Origin of the sequence: Opitutus terrae PB90-1, assembly GCF_000019965.1 — a bacterium.
GTDB lineage: Bacteria > Verrucomicrobiota > Verrucomicrobiia > Opitutales > Opitutaceae > Opitutus > Opitutus terrae.
In genome coordinates this window covers 4,700,322-4,717,923 of sequence record NC_010571.1, presented here as the reverse complement: position 1 = coordinate 4,717,923, position 17,602 = coordinate 4,700,322, and the positions used below count along the sequence as shown (strand labels likewise).

General features: G+C 65.3%; 12 protein-coding genes. 5 read left to right on the top strand and 7 right to left on the bottom strand.

The genetic code is table 11. From position 1 onward, the window contains the following. Positions 1 to 124 precede the first annotated feature (124 nt). The 3 genes from OTER_RS18320 (at position 125) to OTER_RS18310 (ending at position 3,249) form a co-directional block, all read left to right on the top strand. Positions 125 to 1,654, top strand: a complete 1,530-nt coding sequence (locus OTER_RS18320) for a putative Na+/H+ antiporter (protein ID WP_012376433.1) — start codon at positions 125 to 127, stop codon at positions 1,652 to 1,654. A 228-nt stretch (positions 1,655 to 1,882) separates the two neighbouring features. After that, entirely contained in the window at positions 1,883 to 2,989 is a 1,107-nt protein-coding gene (locus OTER_RS18315) for a site-2 protease family protein (protein WP_012376432.1), read from the top strand. Positions 2,990 to 3,042: 53 nt separating this feature from the next. After that, complete coding sequence (locus OTER_RS18310) at positions 3,043 to 3,249, top strand: dodecin (protein ID WP_012376431.1); 207 nt, start codon at positions 3,043 to 3,045, stop codon at positions 3,247 to 3,249. Between the two features lie 70 nt (positions 3,250 to 3,319). On the opposite strand, the gene OTER_RS18305 is transcribed toward OTER_RS18310, so the two are convergent. The 6 genes from OTER_RS18305 to OTER_RS18275 all read right to left on the bottom strand — a co-directional run bounded on the left by OTER_RS18305 (position 3,320) and on the right by OTER_RS18275 (position 13,413). After that, positions 3,320 to 4,471 carry a hypothetical protein gene (locus OTER_RS18305; protein ID WP_012376430.1) on the bottom strand — a complete coding sequence of 384 codons (1,152 nt, stop codon included), beginning with the start codon at positions 4,469 to 4,471 and terminating at the stop codon, positions 3,320 to 3,322. A gap of 155 nt (positions 4,472 to 4,626) precedes the next feature. Next, the gene (locus tag OTER_RS18300) at positions 4,627 to 5,922 is read right to left on the bottom strand and encodes a family 1 glycosylhydrolase (RefSeq protein WP_012376429.1); all 1,296 of its coding nucleotides are present in this window, start codon (positions 5,920 to 5,922) and stop codon (positions 4,627 to 4,629) included. Between the two features lie 211 nt (positions 5,923 to 6,133). Continuing rightward, positions 6,134 to 8,971 carry a glycoside hydrolase family 2 protein gene (locus OTER_RS18295; RefSeq protein ID WP_012376428.1) on the bottom strand — a complete coding sequence of 946 codons (2,838 nt, stop codon included), beginning with the start codon at positions 8,969 to 8,971 and terminating at the stop codon, positions 6,134 to 6,136. 165 nt (positions 8,972 to 9,136) lie between these two features. After that, the gene (gene glf / locus OTER_RS18290) at positions 9,137 to 10,255 is read right to left on the bottom strand and encodes a UDP-galactopyranose mutase (RefSeq protein ID WP_012376427.1); all 1,119 of its coding nucleotides are present in this window, start codon (positions 10,253 to 10,255) and stop codon (positions 9,137 to 9,139) included. Beyond that, positions 10,248 to 11,579: a glycosyltransferase gene (locus OTER_RS18285; protein WP_012376426.1), complete on the bottom strand. Its 1,332-nt coding sequence runs from the start codon at positions 11,577 to 11,579 to the stop codon at positions 10,248 to 10,250. Before OTER_RS18285 ends, glf begins: the two co-directional genes overlap by 8 nt. Before the next feature lie 559 nt (positions 11,580 to 12,138). Beyond that, the gene (locus tag OTER_RS18275) at positions 12,139 to 13,413 is read right to left on the bottom strand and encodes a Glu/Leu/Phe/Val family dehydrogenase (protein WP_012376425.1); all 1,275 of its coding nucleotides are present in this window, start codon (positions 13,411 to 13,413) and stop codon (positions 12,139 to 12,141) included. A 204-nt stretch (positions 13,414 to 13,617) separates the two neighbouring features. Here OTER_RS18275 and uvrB point away from each other — a divergent pair, with 204 nt between their 5' ends. Then, on the top strand, positions 13,618 to 15,651 hold the full coding sequence (uvrB, locus tag OTER_RS18270) for an excinuclease ABC subunit UvrB (protein ID WP_012376424.1): 2,034 nt from the start codon (positions 13,618 to 13,620) through the stop codon (positions 15,649 to 15,651). 143 nt (positions 15,652 to 15,794) lie between these two features. On the opposite strand, the gene hpt is transcribed toward uvrB, so the two are convergent. Beyond that, positions 15,795 to 16,382: a hypoxanthine phosphoribosyltransferase gene (gene hpt / locus OTER_RS18265; RefSeq protein ID WP_012376423.1), complete on the bottom strand. Its 588-nt coding sequence runs from the start codon at positions 16,380 to 16,382 to the stop codon at positions 15,795 to 15,797. Positions 16,383 to 16,499: 117 nt separating this feature from the next. Between hpt and OTER_RS18260 the strand changes: the two genes are divergently transcribed. After that, on the top strand, positions 16,500 to 17,570 hold the full coding sequence (locus OTER_RS18260) for an ABC transporter ATP-binding protein (protein ID WP_012376422.1): 1,071 nt from the start codon (positions 16,500 to 16,502) through the stop codon (positions 17,568 to 17,570). Positions 17,571 to 17,602 lie beyond the last annotated feature (32 nt).

Here is a 17,602-nt window from a genome sequence, read left to right as displayed (position 1 = left end):
GCTGCGGGTGGGCATCCGGCTGACGTGTGCCCCGCATGCTTCGTCCACGGGCGGGACGCCCGTGCCACCGAAAAATCGTAAGCGGCTGCTTGCCAAGCGCGCGACGGCGGGTTGCCTCCGCGCTATGGCTCCCACTCCAGCGCATATCCCCGCGTGGCTGCTCGTGCTCGGAACGGTGATGACGGTGCCGCTGGCCCATGCCGCGGGGGCGCCGGCAGGAGATTTTCCGCTGCCGCTCGACGCTTATCCCGGCGCCGCCGACGGCGTCTGGGCCACGCTGCGCGAGCGCGCGCGTATCGAGCCTTTCAATCTGGTTGCGACGGGCATCTTCCTGCTCGCGATCATCCACACCTTTCTGACGGCGAAGTTCCGGCACTGGGCGCACGAAGTCGAAGCCGCGCACTGCGCGCGGTTGAAGGAGCGCGCCGCACCCGCAACCGATACTGACGAGGATGACGTGCCGGACGAAGTGAGCTTCAAAGGCCAGATCCTGCATTTTCTCGGCGAGGTGGAGGCCGTGTTCGGCACGTGGGTCGTGGTGCTGATCGGTGCGATCGTGTGGTTCAAAGGCTGGCCGACGGTGGTGGATTACGTTGGGCAGCGGGTGACGTTCACCGAACCGATGTTCGTCGTCGTGATCATGGCGCTCGCTTCGACCCGCCCGGTGCTGACGGTCGCGGAGCAATGCCTGCGCGCCGTGGCGTCGATCGGCCGCGGTTCCGCGGCGGCGTGGTGGCTGGCCATCCTGATCATCGCGCCCGTGCTGGGTTCGTTTATCACGGAGCCGGCGGCGATGACGATCGCCGCGCTGCTGCTCGCGCGGCAGTTCTACCAACTCGAGCCCTCGCTGCGGCTGCGCTATGCCACGATCGGGCTGTTGTTCGTGAATGTCTCGGTGGGTGGGACCCTGACGCATTTCGCCGCGCCACCGGTGCTGATGGTGGCGGCGCCGTGGGGCTGGGACACGCCCTTCATGATGCTACATTTTGGCTGGAAGGCGCTCGTGGGCATCCTTGTGGCGACGCTGGCGTATTACGCCGCGTTCCGCCATGAATTCAAAACGCTCGAGCTGGTGCGCAGCCGGCTGGCCGAGGGCGGGGAGAACGCCGCGAACGCCCGGCCGCCGATTCCGGCCTGGATCACCGTGGTGCAACTCGGGTTTCTCGCGCTGACGGTATTTGTCGCGCATTACCCGGCGCTGTTCATCGGCGGGTTTCTCTTCTTCCTGGCGTTCGCACAGGCCACGGCGCATCACCAAAGCCGGCTGGATCTGCGGGCGCCGCTGCTGGTCGGATTTTTCCTCGCGGGTCTCGTGATCCACGGCGGACTGCAGGCGTGGTGGATCCAGCCCGTATTGAGCAGCCTGACCGAGCTGCCGCTGTTCCTCGGGGCGACGGCGCTCACCGCGGTGAACGACAATGCGGCCATCACGTATCTCGCGACCCTCGTGCCGGGATTTACCGAACCGTTGAAATACGCCGTCGTCGCCGGCGCGGTGACTGGCGGCGGGCTCACGGTGATCGCCAATGCGCCGAATCCTGCCGGCCAGACGATCCTGCAACGGTATTTCCCGGACGGCGTTTCGCCGCTTGGCCTGCTGTTGGGTGCGCTCGCGCCGACGGTGATCATGGCGCTGGCGTTCCTGCTGCTGTAGCTGCTTCCCGGAGGAGCTGCTGGAGCTGCGACGCCCTCGTCGCAGCCGGGTGGGAGGGCGACGGTCTCTGACCGGCGACGAGGGCGTCGCCATTGCGCTGTAGCCGGCCTCGGTGAGGCCGGTCCGGGCTCACCGAGCCCGGCTACAACGAAGAAGCGTGCGATCGCCGATCGCGCGCGAGGCGCCCACGTTGCGGCGGCGGCGGTTTGGGTTTAGAAAGGCTTTGCCATGAAATGGTCCACTCGCATCGGCCGGCTGTTCGGCATCGACGTCTACGTTCACTTCACCTTCCTGCTCCTGCTGGCGTTTCTCGGCTTCGTGACGTGGCAGCGCACGCACGACGTTTATGCCGCGCTGGCGGGGGTGGCGTTCATCCTGGGTCTGTTCGGCTGCGTGCTGCTGCACGAATTCGGCCACGCGCTGATGGCGCGCCGCTACGGCATCGAGACGCGCGACATCACGCTGCTGCCGATCGGCGGGCTCGCGCGGTTGGAACGAATGCCGGAGCATCCGCTGCAGGAACTCTGGGTGGCGCTTGCCGGGCCGGCGGTGAACGTGGTGATCGCGCTGGTGCTGTATGCCGGACTCGCGTTCACGGGCGGATTTCTCGAGGCGACGAATCTCGACGTGCCGTTCGATCTCCGCGCGATGCTGCAGCGGCTGATGGTCGTGAATGTGTTTCTCGTGCTGTTCAATCTGCTGCCAGCGTTCCCGATGGACGGGGGGCGCGTGCTGCGGGCGTTGCTCGCGACGAAGCTCGGCCGGCGGCGCGCGACGGCGATTGCGGCGAATGTCGGCCAGGCCATGGCGATCGTGTTTGGCATTGTCGGGTTCATGTCGAACCCGTTCCTGGTGTTCATCGCGATCTTCGTCTATCTCGGGGCCCAGGCCGAGGCGGGCATGGTGGAGATGCAGTCGGCGCTCGAGGGGCTGCGGGTGCGCGATGCGATGATGACGCGGTTTCGCACGCTCGGGGCCGACGACACGCTGGCCAAGGCGACCGACGAACTCCTCGCGGGCTCGCAGCAAGATTTCCCGGTGATCGCCGAGGGCGCGCCAGTCGGCATCCTGCGACGCAACGACCTCGTGAAGGCGCTGGGTCAGAATCGGCGCGACACCCCCGTGAGCGAAGTCATGTGCCGTGAGTGCGCGACCGCCGAGGCCGGCAGTTCACTCAAGCGCGTGGTCGAATCGATGCACGAGCGGCAATGCGGCACGATCCCCGTAGTGCAGGCCGGGCAAATCGTCGGGCTGCTCACCCTGGAGAATGTGAGCGAGATGATCATGGTGAACGCGGCGCTCGAGCAACGCGGCCAGGCCCTGGCGCACGGTTGACTCGATCAGGGCGCAAGCTTCCAGAAAACCACAACCATCGACATTCGATTCCCATGAACGATCCGGTCTATAAAATCGTCGAACTCACCGGCACTTCCACCACCTCGATCGAGGATGCGGTCAACGGCGCGATCCAGCGCGCAAGCAAAACCCTCAAGCATCTGCGCTGGTTTGAAGTCACCGAAACCCGCGGGGAAATCGACAACGGCCAGGTGAAACACTGGCAGGTGACCGTGAAGATCGGGTTCCACGTCGAGTAGGCAGCCCAGGCTGCCCGCACGGTGGCTCGCGCCCGATGTAACCCAGGAGGTTACATTGGGCAGCTCGGCCTCACGCAGCGGAGGGACCCGAGAGCGGGTGTTCACCGTGGCGAAACTCCAACCGTTGCGCCTGCCGGAGCGCGTCCCACATCGGCGCACAGATCTGCCGACGAAGTGACGGTTGGTCGTGCGCGATGTCCCACAACCCCATTCGCACCCATTCCTGCGGCGAGTGCCATTCGGGCATGCCGAGAATCGGATACAGGCAGACGCCACGGAGCGGCACGCCTTCGTCGAGCAGCGCTTCGCATTCGTCGGCGACGTAGCGGAGCCAGCGCGGTCGCATTTCGTGCACGTGCGCGGTCTCGGTGACCAGCAGTTCGCCATCGTATCTTTTCCAGACGCGCCGGATCAGCCGCGAGAGCGGGACGCGGCGATAGTCGTCGTCGGCCAGCGGCGATTCGTCCTGGCCGAGCTCCCACTGGTTGGTCCAGTAGTAGTTCACGCCGACGATATCCAGGTGCTCGCGGCTGCCGCCGAGTTCCGGATGCAGCCGGCCGGCGAGCATGTCCCAGCTCTCGAACACCGCCTGATGATTGAAGGCATGGGCGTCGCCGAGCAGATCAAAGCGCCCCTGCGGCGGCACCACGTGACAGATCGGATCGACGTTGACGATCCGTGCGCCGGGCACGGCGGCGCGGATGGCGTTGATGCCGGCGATCGCGGCGCGCGCGAGCGCGAGCTTCAACTCGGGGCCGCGACCCCGCGCGTGGGGGGCGAAACGGCCGACCTCGCCGGCCGCCCAGGCGAAGTAGGAAGGTTCATTCACCGGCGTGAAATAGCAGGTGCCTTCCTGGTGCGCGCAGACGAAGCGGGCGGCGGCATGGCAGTAGTCCGCAAACCGGCGGACAAACTCGTCCGAGAAGAGATCGAGGTCGGACGGGTAGCCGTAGTGAAACAGATCCCAGATCACATCGATCTGGTATTTGCGGCTGGCGTCGACGAACGGACGCACCGAGCTGAAATCGTAGCGACCACCACGGTCGACCAACGGCCAGCGAATCGCCTCCCGCGCGGCCTGGATGCCGACTCCCTGCAGTCGGTCGTAGTCGGCGTCCGCGTGCCGATCGTGGTGCGTGGCGGCGACTTGGTCGATCCACTCGCCTTGGGCGTTGTAGCCGGTGGCGCCTTCGAATCCGGCGATGAAGAAACTGCGGAACATGGGCGAATGAGTCTAGCGCTGGGAGTCCAGAGCGGAGCGCTGAACCAAGATCTGAGCCGCGTGCTCGAGCGCTGGTGAACAGCTCGCCGGTGCGGTAGCCGGCCTCGGTGAGGCTACGCTGGGGTGGGCGTGCCCGGTAAAACGTGGGTGGAAATTCATGATCGAACAGGCGCACGTGAGGCGGCGGCGGACAGCGGACCGGCGGAACCGGTTCCGCCGCGGACGAGTTCTTGGTAGCGGTCCACCAGCGAGGTGCGTGCGCGCTGCTGGTGTGGATCGAGATCCCACAACCCCATTTGGCGAAAGTAGGATTGCGGCGGAAGATCGCCCTGTCGGTAGCCCCACGTGACCAGCGCAAACAAGGGCCACCAGGTATAGCCGAGCAGGGGCACGCCTTCGGCGCGCAGCCGTTGCACCGCGCGGGCCGAACCATCGAGCCAGAGCCGGCGCTTCCGGATCGAGCCGGACGAGGCGGTTTCCGAAATCAGCAGCGGGGCGTGGTAGCGTTCCCAGTAAAGTCGGGTGACGTCCTCCACGAGCTGCTCGGTGGAGTAGATCATGCTGATTCGTGTGTGGCCGCTCGCGGTGCGCTGCAGGACCTTTCGCGTGAACATCGGATAAAGGTTCAGCCCGAGCCAGGGCAGCGGCACGGCGTGGTCGCGAAACCACGCGAGCTCGCCCTCGGTCGTGCCGTGGCTCAGCAGCCAGCCGAAGAGCGGATGGTCGTCGGTGATCCGGCCGCTAATGAGGTCCAGCGCGAGAAACACGATCGCCTGCCGGTGCTCCGCCTCGAGTACGAGCGAGGGATCCTCGGCGTGGTAATGATCGGTGGCGTCGACGTGAACCGGCAGGATTTCGGGGTCGACGGAGCGCAGCGCCGCGAGCGTGGCGATGATGCCGCGGCAAACACCGAGCATGACGGCGACGAACCCGCGCCAGCTGCGGCGAAACGGCGGCCACCAGCCGAGCCGGCCGCAATACCATGCGGTGATCCGCGGCTCGTTCAGCGGCGTGTAGGCGAAGATCCGGCCCTTGAAGCGCGCGGCGACGCGCGCGGCGAATTCGGCGACGTGGTTGGGATAGTCGGGGTGGAGATACGCCGGTTCGATCCATGCCGGCAGTCCGTAGTGGACGAGATCGACGATGGGCGCGATGCCGCGGTCGAGCATGCGTTCGAGCGGACGGTCGGCCCATTGCCAGTCCCAGACGCCGGGTTGTGGGCAGATCCGATGCCAGGGAATGCCGTAGCGCGCGGCCGGCACGCCGAGTTCCGCCATCAAATCGATGTCCTCACGCCAGTGCTCGTAGTGCCCGGTGAGCTCGTATTCGTCGAGAGTGCGGCCGGTCTTGGGCGACGGCGCCGTGATGAACGTGTCCTCGATCCCGGTGCACCAAAGAAATCCTCCGCTGGCGACGAGCTTGCCGAAATGGGACTGACGCAGGTCGACCATGGGGCGGCAGACCGCGACGGCGGCGCCGGGTTGCAGTCCCGCAAGAAAGAGGCGCAGCTCACCCGTGGGGCGCTTTCCGGAGACGCAGGTCGAAGATATCCCGGAGCGCCCGCAGCGGGTGGGAAAGCGGACGGGGGCAGGTGCGCTCCCCCGCGAGCGTTTTTGCGCTGCAGGCCGCCCACGGGCGGGACGACCCTGCCATCGCGATACGTCACCCTTGCTCCCACTCGATCAGAATCGTCGGGCCGATCGGATAGCGGCCGCAGTCGTAGTCGTAAACGGACAGGCCACCTTGGGGAAAGGTGTCAGCCGGCACGGCGCAGCGCAGCCGCATCGTGCCGTGGCGCGCGCCCGCGGCGGCGACTTGCTGCAACAGTTCGCCCTCGATCGCCCCGCGCATCAGGTAACCGAATCCGCCGCGGCCGCCGCGGAGATAACTGAGCGCGCCACGGCTGTCGTGCGGATGATCGGGGAGCAAGGTGCGATGAACCGGCAGGTCGTTGATCAGCAGTTCGAACGACGTCGGGTGGCGATGCGCGTCGGTCTGCGGCGTATCGATCCGCCGGGAGGACACCTCGCAGAGCACGCGGACGCGGCGCGCCTGGCCGATCAGCGGAATGAGTTCGTCGGTGAACTCCCATTCGAAATAGCCCGCGCCGTAACCGTAGCAGCAACCCGCTTTGATGGCGTCCTCGCGCGTCGCGTGCGACTCGCTCCATTCGGCGTCCGTCCAGTCGGTGACGCGCCGGCGGAGGATGAGCGAGTTTGCCGTCTCCTCGCGCTCGGGGGGCGGCGCGCCGCAGACGAAGTGTTGCACGTAGTTGCTCGCGACGGGCTGGCCGTCGGCCGTGACCGCGGCGACCGAGAGCGCGCACAGCATCGGCTGCTCGGGCAGGCGCACCTGAATGCGCTGCGCGAGCTCGACGCGATGATGCGTGAACGGGATGCGCGCGCGGCCGCGGGTGAGTTGCGGGTGATGCGTGCCGAGCGTGTCCATGCCCGACACCAGCCACTGCAGCGTGACGCCTTCGCGCCGGCGCCGGGAAAAATGCGACGAGAACACCTCGACCTCGACGGTGGATCCGGGCGCGTGTTGCGCGATCGGCGGCGCGTTGATCGGCAGCACGTCGCCCTGGTTGATCATGCTCGGGGGATAGCCGAATTCCTTCGGCGTCCGGTCGTAGTTGAGCAGCCCGTTGTATTCCCATTCGACGTCGTGCAGCTCGGTGTAGATGTAGGCGGAGAGCTGACCGTGCACGCGGAGCTCGTTGGTGAGAAACTTGAACGACCAGCTGACGTCGCGATCGCCGTCGAGCGCGCCGACCCCGCCGTATTCGCTGTTGATCAGCGGCACGCCGCGCTGCTGATAGCCCTCGATGTAGTTGAAGCTCGAGCCCGTGTGCGTCTTCGCAATCACGTTCTCGATGTGCGCCTTCGCCTTCGCGTAATCGTCGAGGTAGAAATGCCAGGAGTTGATGTCGGTGTCGACGTGGCCGTAAGCGGCGAGATGTTCCCAGGCGACGACGCTCATGTCCTCGATCAGCCGCGTGGGATCGAGCGACTTCGCGAGCTGCCACATCTCGTGGACCCATTTGAACGACGAGGTGTTGATCAACTTCTGCGCGGCTTCCTTGACCTCTTCCTTTGTCGCGCGGGAGGTCGGCAGGATGACTTTCATCAGCTCGGTCTGACCGCCGAACCCCCAGGTTTCGTTGAAAATGCACCAGGCGATGATCGACGGATGGTTGAAGTCGCGCGCCAAACCGAGCCGTAGCATTTCCTCGAAGCGCTGGCGACCGAGCGGCGTGTCGCCGCCTTCGCCGAAGTTCGGAAAATCCTGCATCAGCAGCATCCCCTGAGTGTCGGCGTGGTAGAGCAGCAGCGGATCATCGAGCTTGATGTGGATGCGGAGAAAATCGAAGCCGGCCTCGCGCGCGAAGCTGATGTCGCGGCACAGCGTGCGCGCATCGGTGGCCGTGTAGACGCCGTCGGGATGGTAGGACTGGTAGAGTGCGCCGCGCAGGTAAATCGGCTTGTTGTTGAGCGAAAGCATCGCCGGCGCGTTCACGTCGGTCGCGGGCACGGTGCCGATTTTCCGCATGCCGAAGTAACTGCGGACGACGTCGACCTCGCGCTCGTCCTCGAGCAGCCGGAACACCACGCGATACAGTTTCGGATCGGCGGTGTCCCAGAGCGACACCGGATAAACCTCCGTGTCGCCCGTCGCGACCGAGCCGCTGATCGTGAGCGCGAGCTGATGGGGCGGAGCGTCCGGGGGGATGATCGCGACCAGCGCCGTGGTATTCGGCTGCAGGCCGGCGCAGGCCACCTCGAACGAGACGCGACCCTGGTCGATGTCGGAAACGATGCGGAAATTGTCGATGTAGGTCGCGGCCCGCGGCTCGAGGAACACCGTTTGCCAGATCCCGCTGGTGGGAGTGTACCAGCCCCACTGCTTGCCCACGGGCTGCTCGCGGTTGTCCATCGGGTCCTCGACCCGCAGCACCAGCAACGCCTCGCGCGCCGGCGAATCGGCATCGCCGGCGGTGAGCGCGTCGGTGAGATCGAACTCGTGCGGCACGTAGCCGCCCTCGCGATGACCGCAGTGCACGCCGTTGCACCAGCAGTCGGTGGCGAAATCCGCCGCGCCGATCGTCAGGATGATGCGATGATTCCGCCAGTGAGCGTTGTCCGGAATCTCGATCCGCCGCCGATACCAGCCGACCTCGTGGCGCGCGGCGATGCGGTGATTTTCGCGCGTGACCTCCAGCGGTTTCAGGAAGACGCGGGTCGAGTAGAAGTGGTCGTTGCCGGCGGCGTCGGCTTCCCCCCACGCGGCGAGCGATTCCCAGCAGAAGGGGACGATGATCTGTTCGCGCCATTCGGGGCCGCTGCGCCCGAACCACTGCTCGTCATGGCCGCGGCGCTGCGGATCGAAGCGAAACTGCCACGGGCCATTCAGGTTGAGCCAGTCGACGCCTTCGATCAAACCGCGCTGTCGGTCAGGCCGGGGATATTCGGGGCGGGGGATGGCGGAGCTAGGAAACATGAGCAAAAAGGACGAGGTTCCTGCGAGCTAACGGTGCACGCGCATTGAGCCATTGCGGCGCAGCAAGGAATCCAGCGGAGCCTCCACCCACCCGGAGGTCCGCTGGATTCCTTGGCTGCGCCGCAGAATGACAGAAGCTCGTAGACTACCCGCAGCCGGATCGGTTCACGCGGAGGCCAAGGCTTCGGCGCGCGTGGTCTGCGCCAGCCGGCTGAAGACCGTGAGTGCCTGGCCGACGACCTGATCCATGTTGTAGTAGCGGTAGGTGCCGAGCCGCCCGACGAAATGCACGCCCGGCGTGTTCGCGGCGAGCGCCTGGTAGCGCTTGTAGAGCGCGGCGTTGTCGGCGCGCGGGATCGGGTAGTAGGGATCGCCTTCGGATTTGGGAAACTCGTAGACGACGCTCGTGAGCGGGTGATCCTGACCCGTGAGATATTTGAACTCCGTCACGCGCGTGTAGGCATACTCGTTTGGGTAGTTCACGACGGGCGCGGGCTGAAACACCGGGCGGTGATGCGTCTCGTGCTTGAACTCGAGGCAGCGGTAGGGCAGCCGGCCGAACGTGTAGTCGAAGTACTCGTCGATCGGCCCGGTAAAGATCAGCTGGTCGAATGACACCTCGTCGCGCACCTCGCGGTAGTCGGCATTGAGCAGGATCTTGATGTTGGGATGATCGAGCATGTTCTCGAACATGTGGGTGAAACCGCGCGCCGGCATCGCCTGGTAAGTGTCGGTGAAGTAGCGGTCGTCGCGGTTGAACCGCACCGGCACGCGCGCGGTGACCTGCGCATCCAACTCGGAGGGATCGAGGCCCCACTGCTTGCGTGTGTAGCCGCGGAAGAATTTTTCGTAGAGATCGCGACCGACGCTGCCGACGACGACGTCCTCGGAGGTGCGCACGTGTTCGCATTTCTCGGCGATCGACGCGAGATACTCCTTCATCCCGTCCGGGGTGAGGTGCAGCCCGTAGAGCTCGTTCACCGTGTCGAGATTGATCGGGATGGGCAGCAGCCGGCCGTCGACCATCGCGCGGACGCGGTGCTGATACTGCCGCCACTCGGTGAACCGCGAGAGATAGTTAAAGATCTCCGCCGAATTCGTGTGGAAGATGTGGGGGCCGTAGCGATGAATCAGGATCCCGTGCTCGTTGTGGCAATCGTAGGCGTTGCCGCCGATGTGGGCGCGGCGGTCGATCAGCAGCACCTTTTTGTTTTGCACGCTGGCGAGCCGTTCGGCCAGGACGCTGCCGGCGAATCCGGCGCCGACGATGAGATAATCAAACATAGGCGGTTTGGTTGCCGACGAGCGGCACGACGGTGGAAACTTCGATGGCGGACTCCTCGCGGCGCGCGGCCAGGGCGTCGGCGACGTGGCCCTCGAGCTTCGCGACGATGGCTTCCCAAGTGTTGTCGGCGGCGAGCCGCAGACCGCGGGCGACGCGCGTTTCGGACGGGACCGCGGACTCGCGGCGGCAGAACTCGATGAACTCCGCGTGGGAGCGGCCGATCCGCGCAACGGAGCTGAAGTTCGACTTCACCTCGTCGAGCGCGGTCGATACCACGGGCCGGCCGGCGGCCATGTATTCCAGCGCTTTGGTGGGATTGATGTATTCCGTCGCCTCGTTGAGTGCGAACGGCATCAAGCATACCGAAAAACCTTTGGTGAGGGCCGGCAGCTGGGCGTAGGGCCGGCCGCCGAGCCAGTGCAAGTTCCGCCGCTGCGGGAATGTGGCCGGATCGACCTTCGTCGTCGGACCCACCATGACGACGTGCCATTTCGGGTTCGCATCGGCGAGCTTGGCGAGCAGCTCGTAGTCGATCCGCTCGTCAATCACGCCAAAGTAGCCGAGCACGGGTCCGCCGAGTTCGGCGATCTCCGGCGCAACGGCAAGAGTGTCCGAGCGTGCGGCACCGAAGTGCTGGATGTCGACGCCCGTGCCGTAGAAGTGGCAATTGGCGTTATAGCGGAGCCGCTTCTCGCGCATCTTGCGGCCGCCGCAGAAAACGACGTCGGCGAGTTCGAGCAATTCCCGTTCGCGTTCGAGCAGCGCCGGCGGCGCACCCTTGAATTGCGAGAGCTCGTCCATGCAATCGTAGACGATGAGCGACTCGTCGAGCCGGCCGGCGAAGGCGGTCACGGCCATCGGGTCGTTAAACCACAGGATCGCGTCGTCGAATTGACCGGCGAGGTCGGTGGCGAGGGTGCGCTGGAGCGCGCGGCGGCGCTCGCGATCGATGAATTTGCCGTCGGCCCAGCGGCTCGCGGGGAGAAACATCTGGCAGACGGTGACGTTCGGATGCCCGTCGGCGACGCGCAGTTGCACGGTCGTGCTCGCCACGTCGGAACAGTAGGTCTCGACGAAGAGCACGCGGTGCGTCTTCGCCAGCCGGGAGAGGAATTGTTGCGGCCGTTGCCAGACCCAGTCCCAGCTGAGGTGACACAGCGCGATGATGGGCGGAACGGTGGCGGGGGACGGGCCGGCCCAGGGGCTTTGGCGGTCACGACTGCGATCACTACTCCTCGAGTGATGGGCAAGAATGGATTCGGTACGACGCAGGAGAGGGGGCAGCGCAGTGAAAGGAATGGGTGAGGAGTGAGGAGACGACATAGGCGGTGTGGGAAATGAGCACGTCGCAGCCGCGGCGGCCGCTGATGCGGTGAAGGTCGATCGACCGGCGTCGATGGATAACGTTCGCGTCAATTGCCCTAGCGACGAACGTGCCACGATTTTGCGCGGCGTAAGTTGCAGGCGATCAGCGGCGAGATTTTCCGGCGGGAAATTTCGGTGGCGAACACGCGTGCAAAATGCCGGCCGCGCGACAGGCGATCGGGCAAAATGAAAGTGCGTTTGGTCGGAAATTGGCGTGCGTCAGGCCCGGAAATTCGGATCCGCAAAAACCGGAGGGAGCCACGAACGTGGTCCGATCGGACCACGTTCGTGGCTTCGGCCGGAGCGTCCTTGACCGCCAGTGCGCGGATCGCGTGGCGAATGCTGACGCGTCCCGCTACGGGATCGCTGACGACGACACGAGCACGCGTGCGTGGGAGCGCGGCCGTCCTCGGCCGCAGGGTTTGGGCGCCGAAAGCCGGCCCCCCGACAAAACGGACAGCCCGCCGTTCCGGCGGCCCCACCTGCAATCACGGGCGGGACGCCCGTGCCACCCCGCTTACGGGAACAGACCGCGCGCAGCTTTCGCGTCGGCGACGCGCTGGATGCCGAGCGTCAACGCCGCGAGCCGTCGGCTGAACTTGAGCTTTCGTTTCTGGTATTCCACCGACTCGCGCGCCTTGTCGAGGATCGCATACAGCTTCTTCATCACCTCGTCGCGATCCCAATAATAGTTCTGCAGATTCTGAATCCACTCGAAGTAGGAAACGACCACGCCGCCCGAATTGCAGAGCACGTCGGGGATTAGCTCGATGTCGCCGCGTTCGTCGATGATCCGATCGGCGGAGTTGGTGGTCGGTCCGTTGGCGCCTTCGGCGAGCACGCGGCAGCGGAGCTTGGACGCATTGGCCTCGGTGATGACGCGTTCGAGCGCGCACGGCGCGAGAACGGTGCACGGCAACTCGAGCAATTGTTCGTTGGTGATCGGTTCGGCGTCAGGCAGATCGCGCAGCACCTTTTGCGAGCGAACATAGGCGACGGCCTTGCGGACGTTGATGCCGTTCGGATTGTAGACGCCGCCGGTGTAGTCGGAGAGTGCGATGACCTTCACCCCGTAATTTTCGAAGGCGAGGGCCGCTTCGCTGCCGACGTTGCCGAAGCCTTGCACGGCCACGGTGGAGGAAGCGGGCGAAAGGCCGAGATCTTCGAGATAACGCGTCGCAAGATAGGCGACGCCGGCGCCAGTGGCTTCGCGCCGGCCTTGGGACCCGCCGACGGAAATGGGCTTGCCCGTCACGATCGACGGCTCGATGTGGCCGACGTGGTTCGAATAGGTGTCCATCATCCACGCCATCACGCGCTCGTTGGTGCCGACGTCCGGCGCGGGTACGTCGACGTGGGGCCCGAGAAAATTCACCATCTCCTGCATGTAGCGGCGCGACAGCCGCTCGAGTTCCCCGTCGGAAAGCTCGCGTGGGTCGACCACGACGCCGCCCTTGGCGCCGCCGTAGGGCAGGCCGACCAGCGAACATTTCCAACTCATCCACATCGCGAGCGCGGCGACCTCGCCGATCGTGACGTTCTGGTGGTAACGGATGCCGCCCTTCGATGGGCCGGTCGAGAGATTGTGCTGCACCCGGTAGCCCTCGAACACGCTGATGCTGCCGTCATCGCGACGAATCGGCAGCGCGACCGCGAGGCACCGCTTGGGGTATTTCGTCCGATCGCGGAGATTTTCGGGGAGGTTGATGGCGTCGGCAGCCTTGTCGAACTGGCGGCAAGCCATCTTGAAAACGTCTGAGTCGTACAGCGTCGAGATGATGACCTTGGACATGCAGAAGAGGAGGTTGGAGGGTCGGGGTTGACGGATCCGTTTGCGGGGAGGTTGGGTTAATCCCGCGGGTTTAGCAATCGGCGAGCGGTTGACCTCCGCGGGTTGTAGCCCGCCGCCGTGAAGTGGCGTCCAGGTGGGCGGGACGCCCGCGGCACGAGAGCCGGGTTGAAAACCGCGGGTTCTTGCGCTGGCTTGTGGGTTCGCATGCTCTTCAAACTCCACGCCGACTACCAGCCGACGGGCGACCAGCCGCAGGCGATCGAGCAGCTCGTGGCCTCGATCCACGCCGGGAATCGCCATCAAACGCTGCTCGGCGTCACCGGCTCCGGCAAAACCTTCACGATGGCCAACGTGATTGCGCGGTGCGAGCGGCCGACGCTGATCATCTCGCACAACAAGACCCTCGCGGCGCAGCTCTATTCCGAGTTCAAGAATTTCTTCCCGGAGAACGCGGTCGAATACTTCGTCAGCTACTACGACTACTACCAGCCCGAGGCCTACATCGCGTCGAGCGACACCTACATCGAGAAGGACTCGTCGATCAACGAGGAGATCGAACGGCTGCGGATCGCGGCGACGAGTTCGCTCGTGTCGCGGCGCGATGTGGTGGTCGTGGCCAGCGTGTCGTGCATCTACGGCCTGGGCTCGCCGGAGGAGTTCACCGAGCTGCGGATTCCGCTCCGGCGTGGCGAACAGCTCGGTCGGCATCGCTTCCTCGAACGGCTGGTCGACAATATTTACGACCGGAACGACTACGAGCTGAAGCGCGGCACCTTTCGCGTGCGGGGCGACGTCGTCGACGTGATGCCGGCGTATCTGGAGCACGGACTGCGCGTCGAGTTTTTCGGCGACGAGGTCGAGGCGATCACCGAGTTCGATCCGGTTTCCGGCAAGGTGCTGCGCAATCTCGAGCAATTCGATCTTTACCCAGCGAACCAGTATGTCACCTCACGCGGCCGGCTCGACCCGGCGATCCGCTCGATCAAGGCGGAGCTCGACGAGCGCGTGGCCTATTTTGAGCAAAAAGGCCAGTATCTCGAGGCGCAGCGGGTCCGGATGCGGACCAACTATGATCTGGAGATGCTGCAGGAAATGGGCTTCTGCAACGGCATCGAGAACTACTCGCGGCATCTCACCGGTCGGAAGGCGGGCGAGCGGCCGTTCTGCCTGATCGACTTTTTCCCGAAGGATTTTCTGCTGATGATCGACGAGAGTCACGCGACCGTGCCGCAGATCGGCGGCATGTTCAACGGCGATCGCGCGCGCAAGCAGACGCTGGTCGATTTCGGCTTCCGACTGCCGTCGGCGCTGGACAACCGGCCGCAGACTTTCGAGGAGTTCGAGCAGATCACGCACCAGGCGTTGTATGTCTCGGCCACGCCGGCCGAGTTCGAGCTGAAGCGTTCGACGGTCGTCGCGGAGCAGCTCGTCCGACCGACGGGGCTGCTCGACCCCGAGATCGTGATTCGGCCAACGAAGGGACAGGTTGAGAACCTGATTGGCGAAATCAAAGCCGCCGCGGCCGCGGGCGAGCGCGTGCTCGTGACGACGTTGACCAAGCGGCTGTCGGAAGACCTGACGAGTTATCTGCGCGAGGCGAAGATCCGCGTGGAATATCTGCACTCGGACATCGATGCGATTGAGCGCGTCGAGATCCTGCGCAATCTCCGGCTGGGCAACTTCGACGTGCTGATCGGGATCAACCTGCTGCGCGAAGGCCTCGATCTACCCGAAGTGGCGCTGGTCGCGATCCTGGACGCGGACAAGGAAGGCTTCCTCCGCAGTGAGACGAGCCTGGTGCAGACGGCAGGCCGCGCGGCGCGACACGAGAAAGGGCGCGTCATCTTTTATGCCGACAACATCACCGAATCCATCCGCCGCACGGTGGAGATCGTGAAGTACCGGCGGGAAAAACAGCTCGCCTACAACGTCGAGCACGGAATCACGCCGCGGAGCGTGAAGCGCGCGGCGCAGGCGAGCCTGCATGTTTACGATGGAAGTGGCGAACGCGACGAGGCGGCGGTGGCTGAGGAAGTCGATGACGTCGCCGCCGTGATCGCCGAGTTGGAAGACGAAATGCAGGAGGCGGCGGGCCGGCTGGAGTTCGAGCGCGCCGCGGTGCTGCGCGATCAGATCAACGCGCTCAAGTCGGGCGAGTATCGCAAGCCGGCGAAACCGCTCGCCGCGAAATATCCGAGTCGGAAACCGCGAGCCAAGGCGAGCGGCCGGCGGCGGTAACCGCTGAGCGAACCCCGTTCGCGCCCCCATGGCGACCCTACGAACACGCGCGACGGGTAGGGCGGGTTATCCTTAACCCGCCGGCGCAGGGCCTTTCATCGGGCGCGGCGCGTCAGCGATAACGCGTCCTATCGTGCGGACGTCTACGGCGCCGGCGCCGTCTGCAGTTCCTTCTTCAGCACGCCGATGCAGGGGAGGTTTCGGTAGCGCTCAGCGAAATCCAGTCCGTAGCCGACCACAAATTTGTTGGGAATCTCGAATCCGACGAAGTCCGCCTCGAATCGCACTTCGCGCCGCGCCTTCTTGTCGAGCAGCACGCAGGTGCGCAGGCTGGCCGGCTTCAGCTTGCAGGCCAGATCGCAGACGAGCGCGAGCGTTTTGCCGGTGTCGAGAATATCGTCGATGATGAGCACGTCGCGATTGGCGACATCGAGCGTGAGCGACGCCACGACTTGCGGCGTGCCTTCCGAGCGCGTGCCGGTGCCGTAGCTTTTGACGCGGATGCAATCGAGCCGCACCGGGTTGTCGATCTCGCGCATCAGATCGGCGGTAAACATCACGGCGCCGTTGATGAGCGACACGAGCGTGAACTCACCCGGGCCGTAGACCTGCTTGATCTCGCCCGCGAGCGCGTGGACCCGCTGCTTGATCTCGTCCTCGGTGAACAGCACCTCTTCGAGGTCGGGATGCGAGGCGGCGTGATGGAGGGCCCGGTGTTTCGTGTCGGCCATGGCGACCCAGCGAGACAGGCGGCGCCGCGCGTGGCAAATCTTCCCCGGCGCCGGCGGGGGTTTATTCCTTTGACTTGGTCGCGACGAAATCTTGCCTCGGCCGAAGTCCGGCCGGTCATGATTTCCATTCGCATCGAGCAACTCACGAAACGTTTCGGGACCGTCCCAGCCCTGCACGAGGTGAGTCTGGCCATCGAGCCGGGGGAGTTGTTTTTCCTGCTCGGACCGAGCGGCTGCGGGAAAACCACGCTGTTGCGCTGCCTGGCGGGATTTCACGTGCCCGATGCGGGGCGGGTCTGGTTCGACAACGAGGACGTCACCCGGTTGGCGCCGCACAAGCGGAACACGGGGATGATGTTTCAGAGCTACGCGCTCTGGCCGCACATGAGCGTGGCGGAGAACGTCGCGTTCGGCTTGGAGGAACGGAAGATCAAGAAAACGGAAGTCAAGCGCCGCGTCGCCGAGGCGCTGGAGTCGGTGCACATGGGCGCGCACGCGGAGCGCCGCCCGAACGAACTGTCGGGCGGACAACAGCAACGCGTGGCGCTGGCCCGCGCGCTGGTCATCCGGCCGCGCTGTCTGCTGCTCGATGAACCGCTGTCGAATCTCGACGCGAAGCTGCGGCTGGAGCTGCGCGCGGAGATCCGGCGCGTGTGTCACGATTCGAAGCTGACCGCCGTCTACGTGACCCACGACCAGAAGGAGGCGCTCTCGATGGCGGACCGGATGGCGGTGCTCAACGCCGGCGAGGTGCTGCAGGTCGGCACGCCGCGGGACGTTTATCGGCGACCGCTGAATCGCACGGTGGCGCACTTCATCGGCGACACGGATTTCATCGATGGCCACGTCGTGGCCACGGAATCGGGAAAAGTTTTCGTCGCGACCCCCGTCGGCCGGTTCGAAGGCGTGCCGGGCAATCCGCAGGTGGCGGTGAAGCCTGGCGATGCGGTGACGCTGTCGGTGCGGCCGGAGTGCTGGACGCTCAGCCGCGAGGTGCCGGCGCGCAACGGCGTCCGCGGCGCGATCGGCGAGGCGGTTTACCTCGGCGAAGTGGCGCAATACGATTTTCGCGCGGGCGACGTGAGCCTGACGATTTATGAACTGAACCCGCGCTTCGTTGGCGGCACGGCGAGTGGCGAGTTGTGGGCCAGTGCGGCGCCGGAAGACGTCGTGGTGCTCGCGCCGTGAGCGGGCGCGGCCCACTCCCAGAAGACAGCAGC

Bases quoted from the DNA above. Each gene is read 5' to 3' on its own strand.
- OTER_RS18320 (WP_012376433.1), top strand. From the start codon at position 125: ATGGCTCCCACTCCAGCGCATATCCCCGCGTGGCTGCTCGTGCTCGGA.
- OTER_RS18315 (WP_012376432.1), top strand. From the start codon at position 1,883: ATGAAATGGTCCACTCGCATCGGCCGGCTGTTCGGCATCGACGTCTAC.
- OTER_RS18310 (WP_012376431.1), top strand. From the start codon at position 3,043: ATGAACGATCCGGTCTATAAAATCGTCGAACTCACCGGCACTTCCACC.
- OTER_RS18305 (WP_012376430.1), bottom strand. From the start codon at position 4,471: ATGTTCCGCAGTTTCTTCATCGCCGGATTCGAAGGCGCCACCGGCTAC.
- OTER_RS18300 (WP_012376429.1), bottom strand. From the start codon at position 5,922: ATGGTCGACCTGCGTCAGTCCCATTTCGGCAAGCTCGTCGCCAGCGGA.
- OTER_RS18295 (WP_012376428.1), bottom strand. From the start codon at position 8,971: ATGTTTCCTAGCTCCGCCATCCCCCGCCCCGAATATCCCCGGCCTGAC.
- glf (WP_012376427.1), bottom strand. From the start codon at position 10,255: ATGTTTGATTATCTCATCGTCGGCGCCGGATTCGCCGGCAGCGTCCTG.
- OTER_RS18285 (WP_012376426.1), bottom strand. From the start codon at position 11,579: ATGTCGTCTCCTCACTCCTCACCCATTCCTTTCACTGCGCTGCCCCCT.
- OTER_RS18275 (WP_012376425.1), bottom strand. From the start codon at position 13,413: ATGTCCAAGGTCATCATCTCGACGCTGTACGACTCAGACGTTTTCAAG.
- uvrB (WP_012376424.1), top strand. From the start codon at position 13,618: ATGCTCTTCAAACTCCACGCCGACTACCAGCCGACGGGCGACCAGCCG.
- hpt (WP_012376423.1), bottom strand. From the start codon at position 16,382: ATGGCCGACACGAAACACCGGGCCCTCCATCACGCCGCCTCGCATCCC.
- OTER_RS18260 (WP_012376422.1), top strand. From the start codon at position 16,500: ATGATTTCCATTCGCATCGAGCAACTCACGAAACGTTTCGGGACCGTC.